Origin of the sequence: Microcoleus sp. Pol8_D6, from assembly GCF_036700965.1 — a bacterium.
In the GTDB taxonomy this organism is placed as follows: domain Bacteria; phylum Cyanobacteriota; class Cyanobacteriia; order Cyanobacteriales; family Microcoleaceae; genus Microcoleus.
In genome coordinates this window covers 1-18,089 of the sequence record NZ_JAUBPW010000050.1, presented here as the reverse complement: position 1 = coordinate 18,089, position 18,089 = coordinate 1, and the positions used below count along the sequence as shown (strand labels likewise).

General features: G+C 46.2%; 14 protein-coding genes. 8 read left to right on the top strand and 6 right to left on the bottom strand.

Translation table 11 applies throughout. The features are described 5' to 3' along the window. Positions 1 to 108: 108 nt before the first annotated feature. Positions 109 to 1,572, top strand: a complete 1,464-nt coding sequence (locus QUA10_RS19540) for a Rid family detoxifying hydrolase (protein ID WP_333084731.1) — start codon at positions 109 to 111, stop codon at positions 1,570 to 1,572. 85 nt (positions 1,573 to 1,657) lie between these two features. On the opposite strand, the gene QUA10_RS19535 is transcribed toward QUA10_RS19540, so the two are convergent. The 3 genes from QUA10_RS19535 to QUA10_RS19525 all read right to left on the bottom strand — a co-directional run bounded on the left by QUA10_RS19535 (position 1,658) and on the right by QUA10_RS19525 (position 4,476). Continuing rightward, a complete protein-coding gene (locus QUA10_RS19535; RefSeq protein ID WP_333084732.1) occupies positions 1,658 to 2,326 on the bottom strand; it encodes a class I SAM-dependent methyltransferase in 669 nt (222 codons plus the stop codon). Between the two features lie 25 nt (positions 2,327 to 2,351). Further along, entirely contained in the window at positions 2,352 to 3,695 is a 1,344-nt protein-coding gene (locus tag QUA10_RS19530) for an amino acid permease (protein WP_333084733.1), read from the bottom strand. A 391-nt stretch (positions 3,696 to 4,086) separates the two neighbouring features. Continuing rightward, a complete protein-coding gene (locus tag QUA10_RS19525) occupies positions 4,087 to 4,476 on the bottom strand; it encodes a hypothetical protein (protein ID WP_333084734.1) in 390 nt (129 codons plus the stop codon). Between the two features lie 159 nt (positions 4,477 to 4,635). On the opposite strand from QUA10_RS19525, the gene rppA reads away from it, so the two are divergent. From rppA to QUA10_RS19510, 3 genes are all read left to right on the top strand, one after another. Then, complete coding sequence (gene rppA / locus QUA10_RS19520) at positions 4,636 to 5,310, top strand: two-component system response regulator RppA (protein ID WP_333084735.1); 675 nt, start codon at positions 4,636 to 4,638, stop codon at positions 5,308 to 5,310. Beyond that, positions 5,303 to 6,559, top strand: coding sequence for a HAMP domain-containing sensor histidine kinase (locus tag QUA10_RS19515; RefSeq protein ID WP_333084736.1), 1,257 nt, complete (start codon positions 5,303 to 5,305; stop codon positions 6,557 to 6,559). The genes rppA and QUA10_RS19515 overlap by 8 nt, the downstream gene beginning before the upstream one ends. Positions 6,560 to 6,626: 67 nt before the next feature. Continuing rightward, positions 6,627 to 6,773, top strand: coding sequence for a hypothetical protein (locus tag QUA10_RS19510; protein ID WP_333084737.1), 147 nt, complete (start codon positions 6,627 to 6,629; stop codon positions 6,771 to 6,773). A 74-nt stretch (positions 6,774 to 6,847) separates the two neighbouring features. On the opposite strand, the gene QUA10_RS19505 is transcribed toward QUA10_RS19510, so the two are convergent. Further along, positions 6,848 to 9,001, bottom strand: a complete 2,154-nt coding sequence (locus QUA10_RS19505; RefSeq protein ID WP_333084738.1) for a polyribonucleotide nucleotidyltransferase — start codon at positions 8,999 to 9,001, stop codon at positions 6,848 to 6,850. A gap of 448 nt (positions 9,002 to 9,449) precedes the next feature. Here QUA10_RS19505 and QUA10_RS19500 point away from each other — a divergent pair, with 448 nt between their 5' ends. Both QUA10_RS19500 and QUA10_RS19495 read left to right on the top strand, forming a co-directional pair. After that, positions 9,450 to 12,893, top strand: a complete 3,444-nt coding sequence (locus QUA10_RS19500; protein WP_333084739.1) for a DEAD/DEAH box helicase — start codon at positions 9,450 to 9,452, stop codon at positions 12,891 to 12,893. Positions 12,894 to 13,087: 194 nt separating this feature from the next. After that, on the top strand, positions 13,088 to 13,915 hold the full coding sequence (locus QUA10_RS19495; RefSeq protein WP_333084740.1) for an SWIM zinc finger family protein: 828 nt from the start codon (positions 13,088 to 13,090) through the stop codon (positions 13,913 to 13,915). Between the two features lie 151 nt (positions 13,916 to 14,066). On the opposite strand, the gene QUA10_RS19490 is transcribed toward QUA10_RS19495, so the two are convergent. Next, positions 14,067 to 14,705 carry an HAD-IA family hydrolase gene (locus tag QUA10_RS19490; RefSeq protein WP_333084741.1) on the bottom strand — a complete coding sequence of 213 codons (639 nt, stop codon included), beginning with the start codon at positions 14,703 to 14,705 and terminating at the stop codon, positions 14,067 to 14,069. A gap of 176 nt (positions 14,706 to 14,881) precedes the next feature. Next, positions 14,882 to 15,847 (bottom strand): tRNA epoxyqueuosine(34) reductase QueG, encoded by a 966-nt coding sequence (gene queG, locus QUA10_RS19485; RefSeq protein ID WP_333084742.1) that lies wholly within the window; start codon positions 15,845 to 15,847, stop codon positions 14,882 to 14,884. Between the two features lie 209 nt (positions 15,848 to 16,056). On the opposite strand from queG, the gene QUA10_RS19480 reads away from it, so the two are divergent. Both QUA10_RS19480 and QUA10_RS19475 read left to right on the top strand, forming a co-directional pair. Beyond that, positions 16,057 to 17,019 carry an orange carotenoid protein N-terminal domain-containing protein gene (locus tag QUA10_RS19480; protein ID WP_333084744.1) on the top strand — a complete coding sequence of 321 codons (963 nt, stop codon included), beginning with the start codon at positions 16,057 to 16,059 and terminating at the stop codon, positions 17,017 to 17,019. 347 nt (positions 17,020 to 17,366) lie between these two features. Beyond that, complete coding sequence (locus QUA10_RS19475) at positions 17,367 to 17,792, top strand: nuclear transport factor 2 family protein (RefSeq protein ID WP_333084745.1); 426 nt, start codon at positions 17,367 to 17,369, stop codon at positions 17,790 to 17,792. The last annotated feature ends 297 nt before the right edge of the window (positions 17,793 to 18,089 follow it).

The window sequence follows — 18,089 nt, the reverse complement described above, 5'->3', positions numbered from 1 at the left end:
AGATGCGGATTCACGCAGATAATCTCTAATTTATCTGCGTGAATCTGTGTTTATCTGCCTATATCTGCGGTTAAAAAAGGTAATTTCTTAACCGCAGATGAAAATGGATTGACGCGGATTGACGCAGATTTAGCTCGCGCTTTCGGTTTTGGTGGTAGGCTGGGAAAGTGGGGTGTAGCGGAAGGGCGATCGAGGTTATTAATGAACGCTGAAGAACTTTTAGAAAAATACGCAGCAGGACAACGCAACTTTCAAAAAGCAGAGTTAAGTGGGGTAGATCTTAAAGGTGCCGACTTGAGCGGGATAGATTTACAGGATGCCAATTTGTCCAGAGCAGAATTGAGTGAAGCAATCCTGACTAAGGTAAACCTTTACAGGGCAAACCTCAGCAGGGCATCTTTAAAAGGTGCGAATTTAAGCAAGGCAACGTATGGTTCACAAAATCTGCGTTGGGCAGACCTCAGCGGTGCTGACTTAAGTGGAGCCAACTTGAGTAGTGCCAATTTGACTAATGCCAATCTAGATCAAGCAAACTTGAGGGGAGCAAATCTAGCCTCTGCTAATCTAACTTTAGCTTCTTTTATTGAGACAAACCTGAGTCTTGCCAATCTGACTGATGCAAATTTGACTGGGGCAAACTTGACTAGCGCAGACTTAGGTCGTGCAGAGTTACGTGGCGTAAAAATTCTACAAACTAATTTTCAAGGAGCTAATTTACAAGAAGTCAATATGCCTAAATTTGGTTTGTCTCACGAGAATATAGCTGATGCAAATTTGAGTCGATGCGACTTGGAAAACGCACATCTCAACAACGCTAATCTGCAAAGATCAAACCTAGAGCAAGCCAATCTGCAAGGGGCAGATTTGAGGAATGTAAATCTGGAGGGAGCCAATTTGAGCCGGTGCTACTTGGAAAAGGCATACCTCAACAAAGCTAATCTGCAAGGAGCAAATCTAGAACAAGCCAATCTGCACGAAACAAATTTGAGCAATGCAAATCTGGAGGGAGCCAATTTGAAGAAGGCTAACTTGATGAATGCAAACAGCTATGGTTGGAATATTAAAAATGCAGACTTCACTGGTGCTATAATGCCCGATGGAGAACTCTACCAGCCCGAAACCTCTGACGGACAAATCTACCAGCCAGAAACTTCGGAAAAATTATCCCAAAAAGTGATATCTATGACGCGCAAAATTATTCGTACTGACAAAGCACCTGCACCAGTGGGCCCTTACAATCAAGCGATCGCCGCTACGGGCACTATGCTGTTTGTAGCTGGTCAAATTGCGATCGACATTAGACTAAACGATATTGTCTACACCGACGACGTGGCAAAACAAACCGAACAAGTTATGGCAAATCTCGAAGCCATTCTCACAGAAGCCGGCGCTACTTGGTTGGATGTCGTAAAAACTACCGTTTTCCTCAAAGATATGAATGATTTTGCCGCCGTAAATGCGGTTTATGCGAAATATTTTGATGCGGAAACTGCACCGGCGCGCGCTTGTGTGGAAGTTTCGCGGTTGCCGAAAGATGTGTTAGTAGAGATTGACTGTATTGCGGTTATTTAACGTGAGTTAGAGTGCTGACCTGGCACGTCGATCGATCGACGTGCCAAGTATCTAGAGTCTGACTCCTTAAGTTGCAATAGTCTCACTACTTCTTCAAATTAGCAGGAGGAGTTTCAGGTACAACCCAGTAGTAGATTGTTCTCTCGCCCACTTTTACTACCTGCTCAGGTTTCCAGTCGCCCATATCAAATTCATGGGACACAATGCGCGTACCTGGTTTTAATTCACTGAGTAATTTGGGGCGCAGTTTTACGTTAAGTTCTGGCAGTAGGTAAAGCGTGACGACTGTTGCCTCACTGAAGTCTGTTTGGAATAAATCTTCCTGACGAAACTGGACACGATCGGTCACGCCAGCCTTTTTGGCGTTCTCGTTAGCTTCTCGAATGCGTTCTGGGCTGATGTCAATACCAATGCCCCGCGCGCCAACTTTTTGAGCGGCTGCAATCACAATCCGACCGTCGCCACTACCCAAGTCGTAAACCACGTCATTGGATTGCACGTTTGCCAGCCGCAGCATTTCATTCACAACCGGTACAGGGGTTGGAACGTAAACAACATCGGGTTGACGAGTGGGAGCTTCTGTTGTGGAGTTAGGAGTCGCTTGAGCCTGATCAGAAACAGAATTAGTTTGGGATGTGGCAGTGGGACTGGGAACCACTGCCTCAAAGTTACGTTGTTCGGTACAACCGATCGCAGCAACACTGAGAATGCTAACGCCAACAAAGAGTGATTGCCTAATGGTTTTGAGTTGCATGATCGTAAATCTCCAAAAAAAGTTGCTATGTAGTATGACGGGCAAAGGGAATACCCAGTAGAACAACGATGATCCCTGCGATCGCGCCGATGCCTGTATAGACCACACTCGAATAGAGCAAATAACCACAAATGGCGCAGAACACTATGGGAATGAGCGGGTAAAGCGGTACGCTAAACGGGCGGAGTCGATCGGGTTCTCGAATGCGTAAAACAATTAACGACAGGGTGCTGATCAAAAAGAAAAACCAGAAGATGGGCGCAGTGTAGTCCACCATTGTTTCAAATCCTTTGCGGGTGAAGGTTCCCAGCCCAATCAGCGTCAGCGCGATCGCACCTTGCAATAAATAAGCGGTTGTCGGTGAACTCGGATGCGGGTGCCAACGTCCCAACCAGCGAAATGCAGACAGATCCTGCCCCAGAGCAAAGCTGCTGCGTGCCCCCGTAAAGATGCTGCCGTTGATCGACCCCAGCGTGGCGATCACAACCAGTAAACTCACAAACGCGGCTCCCGGTTCACCCAGCACTCGCCGCAGTAAATCTGATGCAACGGCTTGAGAGTTTGCCATGCCTGCGATACCCAATCCCCGCAGATATGCCAGATTAATCAGCAGATAAAGTCCTGTAATGATGCCAATGCTCCAGAGGAACGATCGCACAATATTGCGCTGAGGGTGGTGAATTTCGGCAGAAACGTAAGCGGCTTCATTCCAACCACCATAGGACAGCAGCACGAAGACCAGCGCTAAGCCCCAGGAAGAGGTAGCAGAGGCATCGGAGGGAAGGGGCCCGACGGGAGGAGGGGAGGATGCCAGACCAACCACGATCACCAGGAGTAAGCCTAAAACGAGTATCACTGCTAGCCAGTTCTGGAGGCCTTTACTCTGGCGCAGTCCAATGATGTTCAGCATTGTGAGCAGGCCGATCGCGACTGCTGCGTAAATTGCAGGCGAGTAGCCACCTAGTGGAAATAGCTGAGAGGCATAATCGCCAAACACAAATGCCAGCAGTGCGATCGATCCTGTCTGAATTACAGTCATGCGTGCCCAGGCAAATAAAACTGCGATCGGTTGCCCAAATGCCCGTTTCAGGTAGTAGTAGTTGCCGCCGACATGGGGATAGGTCGTTGCCAATTCGGCGTAGCAAAGTGCTCCCAGCAATGACACAACACCCCCCATTAGCCAGACTCCTATGACACCACCAACCGTTCCTGTATTAGCAGCGACCAGAGCAGGGGTTTCAAAAATGCCTGCGCCGATTACTAGCCCGACAATCAAGGCGATCGCATCAATTAGACTAATAGAGGGTTTTGGAGTCCCTGTTAGGGATTCGTTACGTTCCACCAGTGCAGTGTTCTCTAATCTATTCACAGTTTTAACTTCTCAACGAGTAGAATTTGTAACGACACCCAGGCGTAAACCAATTTCCGTTTTGCCTAAAAATCCGACGCCCACTCAAAAGAATTAGAATTCCTGCGATACCAGAAATTAAAAAGAGTTGCTGGAAACGTGAACTGTTCATCCTCAAAAATCTATTTAGGAGAGGGTTGACAATCAAGGTCTACTCTTAGCCTCAACAGCAAATGTGACTCAAAGGTGACAATCCCCACATTTTTCCAATTAATTACTGGGAGCCTATCGATATTACAGAAGACACAATTTCTAGTCCTTCTCATCACAGGCACTAAATCCCTGCTGAGGATCGGCGGCACTCGATCTATTTCCCACTCGCGAATGGTGCAGCAATTTTTCGATCATCCGCTTAGTTCTTAATACGGTAGCTGATCAATTTGCGGACATTTTCAACCGACATTGCTAATTCTTGGGCGATCGTTGCTTCGACCTGACGGGTTTGGGTTACTGGAAACTCGTATTCCAGCTTCTTTAGAGTTGAGTCACTGGTGTTGACAAAAATAGTGGTAACACCCAGGCTGCGATCGATTTCTGCATTTATGGTCAAGATTGTTACTGGTAATCTCCGATTTAACGGTCTATCTGCCTGGAGTTTGTGGACAGAGTTATAAGGACGGCTGAGAACTTGAACCGCGAGGAAGTTACCTGTAGTCCAGAATAAGGCTGCTACCAAAGGCAGGGGTAACCAGAATTCCCAGGCAGCGCGGTGTAGAAGCGGTAGGAAGCGAGGTAAAGCCATTGGAATGTTGGATTTTAGATTTAGATGGCTCGAAATACTCTGGAGAAACTACCAACATTTTAGTTAGCAACAGATTGGTATAAATCTTACCTGTGATGGAGGCTTTTCCTAAATTTCTTCTCTACCATACGTAAAATTTGCCAAACAATGGTTAGACGGATGCGAATTCTCCTGGTAGAAGACGATGTAGATCAACTGGAGCCACTTCAAGCTGCTCTCTCTGAGGCAGGACATATTGTTGATGGTGTAGAAGATGGGGCGACGGCCCAGTGGATTTTATCGCAGCGGGACTATGATCTGTTGATCCTGGATTGGTTATTACCTGAGATCAGTGGCTTAAGCTTATGCCAGCAATACCGCCGTCTGGGAAAAACGGCCCCAGTGTTGCTGTTGACTGCCAAAGATGCGATTGTTGACAAAATTAGCGGTTTAGACGCTGGAGCAGATGATTATCTCATCAAACCTGCCGATGTGTTTGAACTGTTGGCACGGGTGCGGGCATTGGGACGACGATCGCCACTTTGGAAAGGGGATACTTTACAGGTTGAAGATATGACTCTACATCTATCAACGCTGACTATTGAACGGGGGGAGCAAAGTATGCAGTTATCGACTCGTGAATTTCTTTTTCTAGAGTATCTGATGCGCCATCCTCGTCAGGTACTCTCCCGTGGCCAAATTGAACAAGCCTTGTGGGAGTGGGGCAGCGAACCGGAGAGTAATGCGATTACTGTCCTAGTGCGTCGCCTGCGGCAGCGATTGCAGATGATAGGTGCTGTCCGTTGGCTAGAAACCGTATATGGTATGGGATATCGCTTGAATCCAGATGTTTAATCGTAGCCGGCGCAATCTTGCCCACTGGTTTACGCTCTCGATGGGGGCTATTCTCATCATTTTTGCAGGGATCATTTACTACCAGCGAGCGGTTAACCGCTTAGAAGAGAGCGATCGACTACTCTACAAAAAAGCAAGAGTCATGGCTGCGAATATTGACTTTGGTTTGCGACAGGGAAAAGAACACATCGATCTGAGTAACGTTCCGATTCTTGGGAATTATGCTCCTCCCTCTGACAGTGAAGTTGTTTACGCTCGGTGGTATTCAGCGACTGGACAACTGCAACAGTTTTATGGGGCGCAGCCCTCGGATCAGATTCAAGTGAGCGCGGCGTTTCAAACCATTCACTCTTCCCCCGAGTGGCTGCGACAATTAACGCTTCCAGTTGACTACAAGGGACGCACGATTGGCTACCTCCAGATTGCCATGCCGTTGACGGATGCTCAGCAAACACTGAGAGAGTTACTGATTGTGATGGTGGTAACACTGCCCTTAACCCTGGGCGCTATTAGTCTAGTAGGTTGGTTTTTAGGCGGATTGGCAATGCAACCCATTCAAAACGCCTATGCCCAAATGCAAAGATTTACATCTGATGCTTCCCACGAACTAAGGGCACCGCTTGCCACAATACTCAGCAATGCCCAAGTTGGCTTACTCAGCCCAGTCGATGCCGGCAAGCCTAAGCACTCTCGATTGGAAAAGATTGCTGAAACGGCTAAGTCGATGAATCGGTTGGTGACTGATCTCTTGTTTTTAGCACGACAGGCAGGACAGTTAGACCGAAACTCGCTTCAATCAATTCACTTAAATGACCTGTTGAAAGATACGATCACCACTTCATCAATACAGGGTGTTGCCCAGCATTTAAGCCTTCATTTAGAACTGCCTGAAGAGAGAGTTATCATCAAAGCCAATTCTGATTTATTAAAACAAGCTATCACTAATCTACTCACCAATGCCTGCAAATATACCTTACCTGAAGGAACAGTGTGGCTGCGGTTATTGACTCAATCTCATCGCATTTTAATTCAAATAGAAGATACGGGAATCGGCATTCCAGATGTAGATTTGCCACACATTTTTGATCGATTTTACCGAGTTGATGAGGTACGAACACGGAAGAAAGGCGGCTCTGGATTGGGATTGGCGATCGCCCAGCAAATTGTGGAAGCTCACGGCGGACACCTAACAGTAAGTAGCGAGGTTGGGAAAGGTTCTCTGTTTCAAATAGAGCTGCCCCTGTCATAGAAGATATCCTGCGGCTATAACGGGGACATAGAAGATTGTCACTCTTGAATCACAGTTGCGATCAATTATGTGGTTGCGGTTTCAACCGCCGAGGGTAAAGTGCGCGACTTTATTAACTTCCACAGCCGATCGCACTTTTGTCGATCTGTCGCTGTCGCGCACCTACTCCCAAATCAATCTGAAACAATCAGATTTAATCTCAATTAGCAATTAGCAATTACTAATCACGAGTTAGCAACTAGCAATTAGCAATTACTCTACAAGTAATTACCAATTACCAACCGTAAACTATTTATTCAGCGCTTCGCGGGCGGCTACCGCTTCGTCGGGATGAATATTCAAGCGGGTCAAATTAATTCGACCTTTATTGTCAATTTCTCGCACTTTGACAATCACTTCATCGTTCACAGCTAACTCGTCTTCCACTTTTCCAACGCGGTAGTCCGCTAACTGCGAAATGTGAATCATTCCTTCTTTTCCGGGCAAAATTTCCACAAAAGCGCCGATCGGAATAATTCGAGTTACGCGGCCGACATACACGTCTCCTGCATTCAACTTGCGCGTCATGCCTTGGACAATGTTGTAAGCCCGCTGAGCTTTTTCGCTGTCGTTGCCAGCAATTGTCACGGTTCCGTCGTCTTCGATGTCTATTTTGACACCGGTTTCTTCGGTGATGGCTTTGATCGTTTTGCCACCAGGCCCAATTACCAAACCAATAAATTCTGGATCGATTTTCAGGGTTAGCAAACGCGGTGCAAACGGCGACATTTCCTTGCGGGGAGTGTCGATGGTTGCCAGCATTCTTTCTAAAATGTGCAGTCTGGCTGGTTTTGCTTGGCGGATGGCGGTAGCAATCACATCTAAGGGCAAACCTTTGATTTTCATGTCCATCTGCAAAGCAGTAATGCCGGTGTCGGTACCGGCTACTTTGAAGTCCATGTCGCCTAAAAAGTCTTCAATTGCCTGAATGTCAGTCAAAATTCGGACTTCATCGCCTTCTTTAATTAAGCCCATTGCCGCGCCGCTGACGGGTTGGGAAAGGGGAACGCCTGCATCCATTAATGCTAGCGTTGAGGCGCAAACTGAACCCATTGAGGTGGAACCGTCGGAAGAAAGGATTTCGGAAACTACGCGAATCACGTAGGGGAAATCTTCTTTGGATGGCAACACGGGCAGTAAAGCGCGTTCTGCGAGGGCTCCGTGACCGATTTCTCGGCGGCCGGGCGATCGCATCGGCTTGGTTTCTCCTACCGAAAACGGCGGGAAATTGTAGTGATGCAGGTAGCGTTTGTCTTGCTGCGGGTGCAAGTCGTCTCCTAAGTCTTGGGCGTCGCCTGGGGTTCCCAGGGTAGCTGCGGACAAGACTTGGGTTAACCCCCGATTAAACAACGCACAGCCGTGTACTCGCGACGGCAGCACGCCTACGCGACAAGAAACGGGTCGCACCTCGTCTAGCTTGCGACCGTCTACGCGGATGCCATCTTCGAGGATCTGCTTCCGCATCATTTTTTTGGTAACGTCTTTGAAAACGTTGCCGATCGCCTTGCTGTTGGCAGTGGCCGCTACTTTTACCGGGTCCTCTTCCGGGAGTTCGGCGATCGCAGATTCGACTGCATTTGCCTTAACTTCGTCCAAAGCTGCATTCCGTATTGTTTTGTCTTTTTCAAATCTTGACAAAATGATGCGGATGGGTTCTTGGGCGCGATCGCGAATGAAGTTTTCCAGGGCCGAATCTTGCGATGGCCGTTCCTCTACCACCAAATCGATGCCCAATTCCGCCATAATTTCGCGCTGAGCTTGAATCAAGTCACAGGCTGCTTCATAGCCGAAGTCGATCGCCTCGATGATATCCTGTTCGGGCAACTGGTTGGCGCCAGCTTCTACCATGATTACTCCGTCAGGAGAACCAGCTACCACGAGATCCAACTCGCCTTCTCTGATTTCGCTGTAAGTTGGGTTGATGATGAAATCATCTCCTACCAAACCGACTCGCACCGCAGCCATCGGCCCGTAAAACGGCATTTTTGCCAGCAGTATCGCTACTGAAGCCCCCGTCACCGCCAAAACATCCGGTGGCACTTGTTCGTCCATCGAAACCGTTGTGGCTACAACTTGGATGTCATCTCGTAGCCAGCTTGGAAATAGCGGACGCAGGGGTCGATCGATCAAACGACCCGTCAGAGTCACTTTTTCTGGGGGACGCCCTTCCCGGCGTAAAAATCCACCGGGAATTTTACCGCCAGCGTAGAGTCTCTCTTCGTAATCCACCAACAGGGGCAGGAAATCAATTCCCTCTCTCCCCTGCGATCGAGTCGCTGTCACCAAAACCGCCGTGTCACCCGACTGAATCAAAACTGCACCGCCTGCTTGAGGCGCTAGTAAACCAATCTTCAGTCTAATATCCCGTCCATCGAAGGATATTGACTTGTCTATCTCTACCATGTAGCACTGCTTCCTTATCTACCACATTCTTTCTCTGTCGGGATCGTAACATTACCACAGGATGTTTGAGAGTCCGACGCCAAAAGACAGGGATAATCGCCTCGCGATCGACTCTCTGTGTCTCGATTGTAAGCATTTATACTCGATAATTATTTTTTGCAGTCTGGGATCGATTCTCCGGTCGATCGTCCGCTAAACGCCTGAAATAGATGGTACTATGAATTTTCGTTTGGGAATTGGGACGTTGAAGGAAGAAAGAACAGGGATTTAGTTATTTAAGTTAGGGAATAAGCCGTAAGGTGTGCCATAAGTACCTAAATATACAGGTATCTACCTAATTCCTATCAGGCTTAAATTTTCCTCGGTTTGTTTTAAATAAAATTTTCATAAATCCATATAAATGTAGTAGTCAACATCCCACTTAAATAAAAATATCAGGATTTAAAAAATGGCAATTTTACACGGCAGTTGGGTACTAGAGAATGAAAAAAGTGGCTTATTTATTTGGGGAGAAACGTGGCGAAAAATTGGAACAATTGACACCATAGAATCGGGGATAAATCTACCGCATCCCTTAGCAATGACGGAATCGGAATTTAAGACTTTCCTAAATTCCTTGCGGCAGTCGGGAAAGCTGGATTGGCAATTACCGGAAACCGCCGAAACTTTACTGGAAAAAAGCAAAAAAACTCGGCGAGCGCCCAAAACTCAAAACGCAGCAGAAATTAGCCCACCCAACTCCTCAATTAAAAGGGAAATTCGGGCGATCGCACTTCCCACCCAAATCTCAGAATCGAATACAAATCTGATGCCGCAGCACTCAGCCGCAGCACTTGAGGAACCCGCTAAAACCGAGGATATTTACCTTTATCCCTGGCAAGTCGAGGGTTTTTGTCTCAACCCTCAAGCCGCTTTTATTTTCTTGCAATCACTACCGCTTAACAGCACGGAACCAGACTCTTTTGTTGGCTCAGATTTGCGTTTTTGGTCTCATATTGCTAGGTGGAGTTTGGATTTGTTGGCAAGATGCAAATTTTTGCCTGGATTGGAGAAACAGTCGGACGGTTCTGCTATTGCCAAATGGCAACCGTTGTTAGATAGTTCTACAGATAAACTCCGCCTCGCCACTTTTGTCAAGCAAATGCCGACGGCTTGCAGAACATATCAATCGAAGGAAGAGGGAAGTTCGGCAACGGATTCTGTAACGGATGTAACGGATGTAACGGATGTCAGGAAGAAGGAAGAAGGAAGTTCGGCAACGGATTCTGTAACGGATGTAACGGATGTCAGTCCGATGTCCGTCGGAAGAAGGAAGAAGGAAGAAGGAAGAGGGGAAAAGGAAGAAGAATCCAGTCAATTGCCTTTAGCGGTGGATTTGCTGATGGGGGCGGAGGAATTGGTGTTAGGCTTTTTGAGTAGTATTGTAGATAGTCAAGTGCGATCCTCTTCGAGGGCTGCGCTAACGGCTGGTAGCTTTACTTTAGACATCAAAGCAGTTTCTCCTGTGCGCGACTGGCTGCAAGCTTTGCAGCAGGAATCTGGGATAGTTCAAGTAGAAACAGCAGCATTGGAAAACTTGGCAACCAAGCTTAGTGCTTGGACTGCACCGCTGCAAAACCAATTATCTCAACAAAGTCAATTTCGCACTTGCTTTCAACTCATACCACCAGCGCCCGGTAAAGCCAACTGGAGTTTAAATTATTGCTTGCAAGCAGCAGATGAAACCGAATTTTTGGTGGACGCGACAACTGTTTGGAACAACTCTGTCGAGCGTTTGGCTTATGCGGGGCGGACAATAGAATTACCTCAAGAAACTTTGCTTAGTGGCTTGGGTTTAGCCTCGAAACTTTATCCGTTAATTGAACCGACTTTGCAAGCACAGCGGCCTCAATCTTGCCAATTAAATCCGCTGCAAGCGTACGAGTTTATTAAGTCTGTAGCTTGGCGGTTTGCTGATAGCGGCTTGGGCGTAGTTTTGCCGCCGAGTTTGACAAAGACGGATGGTTGGGCGAGTCGTTTGGGTTTGAGCATTCAAGCGGAAACTCCGAAAGTGACTCCGGCGAAAGGTGGGGTGGGATTGCAAAGTCTGTTAAATTTTAAGTGGGAATTGACGATCGGCGGACAGCGCATTTCTAAGGCAGAATTTGACAGATTGACCGCGTTGAATTCGCCTTTGGTGGAAATTAACGGCGAGTGGGTGGAGTTGCGCGCGCCCGATGTGAAAGCGGCTCAAACTTTTTTTGCCAGTCGCAAAGAGCAAATGACTCTTTCTTTGGAGGATGCTTTGCGTTTGGCGTCGGGCGATACTCAGATGATCGAGAAATTGCCTGTGGTGAATTTTGAGGCAACCGGTCAGCTTCAGGAATTGTTGAATACTTTGAGCGATAATCAAGCGGTAAGTGCGATCGCAACTCCGGCTAGTTTCCGAGGACAATTGCGGCCTTATCAAGCGCTAGGAGCAGGCTGGTTAGCATTCTTAGAACGCTGGGGTTTAGGTGCTTGTCTCGCGGACGATATGGGGCTCGGTAAGACCATCGAACTAATTGCTTTCCTCGTACACTTACAAGAACAAAATTCTCTAGAAGCGCCAACATTACTGGTTTGTCCGACATCGGTATTGGGCAATTGGGAGCGCGAAGTCAAGAAATTTGGTCCGACGCTTAAAGTGTTAGTTCACCACGGAGACAAGCGCGCTAAAGGCAAAGCATTTGCGAATGAAGTTAAAGGAAAGGATTTAATAATTACCAGTTACGCGCTGGTGTTTCGCGATGCGAAGGAATTTCAAGGCATTAAGTGGCAAGGATTGGTTTTAGATGAAGCGCAAAATATTAAAAATTCCGAGGCGAAGCAGTCCCAAGCGGTACGGCAAATCGAGGCATCTTTTAGAATTGCGCTGACGGGAACTCCGGTGGAAAATAGACTGCAAGAATTGTGGTCAATTTTGGAGTTTCTCAATCCAGGCTATTTGGGGCCGCGCAATTTCTTTCAGCGCCGATTTGCAATTCCGATCGAGAAATACGGAGATCGAGAATCTTTGCAGACTTTGCGATCGCTCGTTCGGCCTTTCATCCTCCGCCGCCTGAAAACTGACAAAGAAATCATCCAAGATTTGCCCGAAAAACAGGAAATGACTGTATTTTGTGGGCTGGCGGGTCAACAGGCGGTCTTATATCAGAAAATAGTCGAAGAGTCAATAGCTGAATTAGAATCAGCCGAAGGGATTCAGCGCCGGGGAATGATTCTGGCTTTGCTGGTAAAACTCAAGCAGCTTTGCAACCATCCGGCTCTTGTGAAAGCAGAAGCTAAGCCGAAAGAATTGGAGATTAAGAGTCAGGAATCGGGGAAATTGCAGCGGTTGGTGGAAATGTTAGAAGAGGTGCTCGCTGAGGGCGATCGGGCTTTAATTTTTACTCAATTTGCCGAATGGGGAAAACTCCTGAAACCGCATCTAGAACAGCATTTAGGGCGAGAAGTTTTGTTCTTGTACGGAGGAATTCGGCAACAGCAGCGGGAAGAAATGATCGATCGCTTCCAGCACGACCCCCAAGGCCCGCCGATTATGATTTTATCTTTAAAAGCTGGCGGTACAGGTTTGAACTTAACCAGAGCCACCCACGTTTTTCACTATGACAGATGGTGGAATCCCGCAGTTGAAAATCAGGCAACTGACCGCGTATTTCGCATCGGCCAAACTCGCAACGTGCAAGTTCACAAATTTGTCTGCACAGGTACGTTAGAGGAGAAAATACACGATATGATCGAAAGCAAAAAAGCCTTAGCCGAACAAGTTGTCAGCGCTGGCGAAAACTGGCTCACCGAACTCGATACAGACCAACTTCGCAATTTACTAATTCTGGATCGCAATGCTATTATAGAAACAGAAGAAGAATAATATGTTTAATTTTATTCGGTTTCTCGTGAGAATTTTAGTTCTCAAAAATCAGAGGAATTACACACTCTGACCACAGAAACCTGGTTTTCTACCAGAATTAAAGGTTAGAGTCCAGTTTTTCCGTAAAAACCCGGTTTCTGACTCTCCTAGATAAGTAAAACTTTCTTCCTCCTTCTTCCTTCTTCCTTCGGCTTATGATTGACAGAGAATGGTGGACCCAACAGTGGTTAGATTTAATCAATACTTACCGCTTCAAAAAGCGGTTAGAACGTGGCTGGCAATATGCACGCGAAGGTAAAGTTCTCAGCATTAAATTCCCTAACCAAGAAGTAATTGCCGTAGTTCAAGGAACCGATCCCAAACCCTATCAAGTTTCTTTAGGACTCGACACATTGAGCGATGAAGATTGGGATTACGTGATTGAAAATATGTCGCAAAGAGCAGTTTTTTCAGCTAAACTCTTAGCAGGAGAAATGCCGCACAATATTGAAGATGTCTTTGCAGCAGCGGGCAAAACGCTATTTCCGTTAAGTTTATCTGATATTCGATCGCGCTGTAGCTGTCCTGACCCCAAAAACCCTTGCAAACACATCAGTGCAGTATACTACTTATTGGGCGATCGCTTCAGCGAAGACCCCTTCGTACTCTTTCAATTGCGGGGGAGAACCAAAGAGCAAATTTTGACAGCACTGCGTCAAAGACGCGGTACGCAAGGAGAGGAAAATTCCCAACTCAACTCCGGCGAAAATGCCCCCACAGCGAATTCTAAATTACCAAAGGTCGATCGCTTTTGGGAATACAATCAGCAGCTAGAATCATCTTTAGTAGTTATTGTACCCCCACCCAGCAGCGAAACAGTATTAGATATCTTAGGCCCAATTCCCATCGCCACCGACGGAAAAGGAAGCGCTAGTAAATTCTCGCCGGCATCTGACGCACTCAAGCAACATTTTAGCAAAATCTACCAAGCAGTTAGCCAGCAAGCAGTTTTAGCAGCACTAAAACGGGGTGAAGGAGATTAAGATATTTTACTTTTAAAGAGTATAATAGGGACTATAGCTGATAACAAATCAGGCTTTCATACCCGTTTTATTCTTTAGCCCCTCTCTGCTGGAACAAGAGTTTGTGTAGAATTGATTTCAACCGAGGAGTCTTACTTTGGGCAATTTCAGTTTACACTTCCCGCAAATTACTCATAATCTCTATCAATTCCTGGGGGCGTTTAATCAAAAAATCTGGATTGTGTGCAGCCAAAGCCTCCTGAGAATTAAAACCCCAAGCTACAGCCATTACCTTAATTCCTGTTTTTCGAGCAGCTTCTATATCTCTAATCTCATCTCCCACATAAACAACTTCTTTAGCATTTATATTTTCTCTTTTTAGCCAGCTATTAATAACTTTATGTTTGCCAAAAGTTGAACCAGAATAAATAAATGCGAAAGTGTCTTGCAAACCGTTTTTTTCCAGCGATGCCAAGACGTTTTCTCTAGAATTAGATGTGATAATGCCCAGTTGAAATCCCAGTTTTTTTAACTCGAGTAAAACTTCTTTAATTCCCGGAAATAATTTAATGTTGGGAATTTCGCTGCGTAACTCTGCTTTCAACATTCTAATCAACAGCGGGAATTTGAAGATAGAAATGCCAGAATACTGAAGGAGTTGCCAAGAAGTTAAATTGCTCAGTTGAGAGATTTGCTCTTTGGTCGCAGACTTAAAGCCCAATTCTACTGACAAACGGTTGGTGATGCTCAGAAGAATATCGATTGTATCTGCTAAAGTACCGTCAAAATCAAAAATAATTACTTTGGTCATGGGACAATAGCAAATAAGGAACCGGGGATCATACAATTTTAGATTTTAGATTTTAGATGTTAGATGGGGAATGACTTACTGCATAATGTATCGACGATTGGCGATCCGTACATACCCTAGGGTTATTATCTATAGGGTAAGGTGCCCACTAAGCACCCTGACGAACATCTCAAATTTTAAGGGTTAATTTGATTGGCTTTGGCATTTCGCCGCAGCATTTCCGGTTTAATGCGCCGCAGCGCCGAAGCTGTAAATCTGCGGTTCCATTCCTCGTCGGAAATGTTGGCTAATTCTGTAAGTGTCGGTGCTATATTTTCAGGATAAGGCTCAAACTCGGCCACATCAGTTGGTTTAGCAAATCGCTGATTCCAAGGACAAACATCCTGACAAATGTCGCAACCTGCTACCCAACCTTGTAAATTAGATGCAATTTCGTCGGGCAATTTTTCGGCTCGATTCTCGATCGTGTGATAGGCTATACATTGATCGGCATTCACCACAAAAGGCTCAGTAATTGCTCCCGTCGGGCACGCCTCAATGCAGCGAGTACAAGTACCGCAATGTTCCGTATGAGACTCATCCGACGCTAACTCCAAATTAGTCAAGATTTCGCCCAAAAACACCCAAGAACCGTATTCGCGCGAAATTACATTACCATTTTTGGCAATCCAGCCAATCCCGGCACGCTGCGCCCACATTTTATCCTGAATCGGCCCAGTATCAGCATAATACCGCGCTTCAATTCCCTCGCCTTGCGATCGCACCCAATTTGCCAAAACCTTCAGTTTTTTGTGCAACATTCTATGGTAATCCCGCCCCCAACCGTAGCGAGAGATTTTAGCATATTCGACCGCTGCATCGTCCCCCCCCTCGCACAGGGGATTTTCGGGGCGTTGGTGGGGCGTGTAGTAGTTGATGGCGACACATATTAATGACTGCACCTCTGGCATTATTAATCGAATATCCTGCCGTTTCGGGTTTGCCATCCATGCCATATCCGCCTGATAACCCTTGTCCAGCCAAGCTTGCAATCTTTGTTTTTCTAAATCAAAATCCGCGTCTGTTGATGCTATCCCCACTTTGTGAAATCCCAACTCAAGGGCTTTTTGCTTAATGCGATCGCTATTAATTGATTTTTTCATCACGTAAGAAACCACAGCACAATTTGTGCTATAAGTCTAGTAGTTTTAAGAGTAATTTTGGGACAGTATTGATAATTCTTTTACAATCTTTATATTTATAAGTTTGAACTCCAAAAGGTCAAAAATGTTACATAATTTAATTTAGGGAGAATTCGATTCGCTAATTCAAGTACGCAAGTAAAACCGACAGCGAATCCCACAGCATACATATGGCAGTTAGTATTCAATCAGCTCAATCTATTTTTTCCAACACCGAGATCGCTAGCGTTGTTCCGGCTACCACGGAAGCGTTCTACAAACTCAGCGTTGAAGACCAACTCGCACTGCTCTGGTATGCCTACACCGAAATGGGCGTTTCCATTACCGCAGCAGCACCGGGAGTAGCCAGCATGGCGCTTGTCGAAGGCATTCTGAGCGAAATCAAGCAAATGTCGCCGGCTGCTCAAAGCAAAACCATGTTTGACCTAGCCAGCAACGCCGACACAACAATTGGCCGGATTTACACTTCTTTGCGCGTCAATACCAAACTCGGTTTCTGGTACGAGTTGGGACAGTTGATGAAACAGGGCCTTGTCGCTCCGATCCCCGCTGGCTATCAAATGTCTCCCGAAGCCACCCAAGTTCTCGAAACCATCAAAAAACTCGATCCGGGTCAACAAATTACCGTACTTCGCAACACAGTAGTTAACATGGGCTATGACCCTGCTTTTAACCAAGAGTACGCCAAACGCTCTGCCCCCCGCAGCACTCCCACCGCTCCAGAAGAGCGGGTAAAAACCACAATTGAGGGTATTAGCGAGCAAACTGTGCTCAGCTACATCGACTACATGAACGCCTTCGACTTCACCCCAGCCGTCGGTTTATTTGCTGAAGAAGGTGCCCTGCAACCGCCTTTCCAAAAGCCGATCGTTGGTCGCGAAGCTATCCTCAACTATATGCGCGAAGAGTGCGTCGGACTGAAAATGATGCCCCAGCAAGGCGTGTCAGAACCTGCCGAAGATGGCTACCGACAAGTGAAAGTCACGGGTAAAGTAGAAACTCCCTGGTTCGGATCGAATGTGGGTATGAACATCGCGTGGCGGTTTTTGCTCGATCCCCAAGGTCAAATTTTCTTTGTGGCGATCGACTTGTTGGCATCTCCTAAAGAATTGCTCAATTTGATCCGCAAATAGAATATTCTTGTTGGCTCTGTTAAACAGGCTTGCCCAGAAACCCAGATGCCGCTCGGTGTCTGGGTTTATGTCATTTTATATTTAATATTTTAAATTTTAGATTCAAGAATTGAAGGATGAAAAATGACTGATTGTATCAGGGTTTACAGCTTGGCTACACTTGTATTTTTTGAAATTAGGATTGATTCTGCTCGATCGCTCTGAAATCTGCGATCGACGCTCTGCGGTTCCCGATTCCTCCTTTTTTCGGAGAATTATTTTCCTACCCCTACTTATATCTTTTGAGGGATTTGCTGCGACAAAGAGAATGATTACAGTATAATCATTCATTTGAAATCACTTGTTTTATGACCGCAACAACTCGACCTATTTTAACTAACTCTATAAAGATTGCAGGCATCACAATGCCAGGGATACTGCAATATTTTGAAACTTTAAACGCGGGGGATTTTGAAGCGACGGCTAATTTGTTTGCCGATGATGGGGTTCTGCACGCGCCGTTTGAAGATCCAATTATCGGCAGCATTTCGATCGCCACTTATCTAAAAAAAGAAGCACGAGGAATGCAGCTAGAACCCCAGAAATGTGTCAGCCAAATTTTAGAAGGTGGCAATGTGGAAGTTCAGGTCAGCGGCCGGGTGCAAACTTCCGCATTTGGTGTTAATGTCGGATGGCTGTTCTTGCTCAATTCTGACCAAAAAATCCTTTCTGTTACGGTCAAACTGTTAGCTTCTCCCCAAGAATTGCTAAATCTGCGGTCACATAAGAAATAAGCTGTTTGATAATCTGTTTCAGATTTAAATTGCCTATTTGGGTTTGACCTGTCGATCGCACGTAATAGCTAAAGTCGTGCGATCGCCAGGTTAATCGGCTCTTTATCGCCAGAATCAGGCAGAAACCGGGTTTTTTCCAAATCTTTGGTAAAGTGCCACTCACGGTATAAAAATCCCGTTTCTGCGGTATTTGTGCGATCGGGACTGTACCCCTACAATCTTATACCAATTCTCCAAAATTATGCTACAGTATTTAGTGCCGATAGAATATAATCCCATCCCGTGATAGATGCGATT

What these genes read in the sequence shown, in the direction of transcription:
- QUA10_RS19535 (WP_333084732.1), bottom strand. Translation starts at nt 2,326, where the DNA reads ATGCAACTCAAAACCATTAGGCAATCACTCTTTGTTGGCGTTAGCATT.
- QUA10_RS19525 (WP_333084734.1), bottom strand. Translation starts at nt 4,476, where the DNA reads ATGGCTTTACCTCGCTTCCTACCGCTTCTACACCGCGCTGCCTGGGAA.
- rppA (WP_333084735.1), top strand. Translation starts at nt 4,636, where the DNA reads ATGCGAATTCTCCTGGTAGAAGACGATGTAGATCAACTGGAGCCACTT.
- QUA10_RS19515 (WP_333084736.1), top strand. Translation starts at nt 5,303, where the DNA reads ATGTTTAATCGTAGCCGGCGCAATCTTGCCCACTGGTTTACGCTCTCG.
- QUA10_RS19510 (WP_333084737.1), top strand. Translation starts at nt 6,627, where the DNA reads ATGTGGTTGCGGTTTCAACCGCCGAGGGTAAAGTGCGCGACTTTATTA.
- QUA10_RS19505 (WP_333084738.1), bottom strand. Translation starts at nt 9,001, where the DNA reads ATGGTAGAGATAGACAAGTCAATATCCTTCGATGGACGGGATATTAGA.
- QUA10_RS19500 (WP_333084739.1), top strand. Translation starts at nt 9,450, where the DNA reads ATGGCAATTTTACACGGCAGTTGGGTACTAGAGAATGAAAAAAGTGGC.
- QUA10_RS19495 (WP_333084740.1), top strand. Translation starts at nt 13,088, where the DNA reads ATGATTGACAGAGAATGGTGGACCCAACAGTGGTTAGATTTAATCAAT.
- QUA10_RS19490 (WP_333084741.1), bottom strand. Translation starts at nt 14,705, where the DNA reads ATGACCAAAGTAATTATTTTTGATTTTGACGGTACTTTAGCAGATACA.
- queG (WP_333084742.1), bottom strand. Translation starts at nt 15,847, where the DNA reads ATGAAAAAATCAATTAATAGCGATCGCATTAAGCAAAAAGCCCTTGAG.
- QUA10_RS19480 (WP_333084744.1), top strand. Translation starts at nt 16,057, where the DNA reads ATGGCAGTTAGTATTCAATCAGCTCAATCTATTTTTTCCAACACCGAG.
- QUA10_RS19475 (WP_333084745.1), top strand. Translation starts at nt 17,367, where the DNA reads ATGACCGCAACAACTCGACCTATTTTAACTAACTCTATAAAGATTGCA.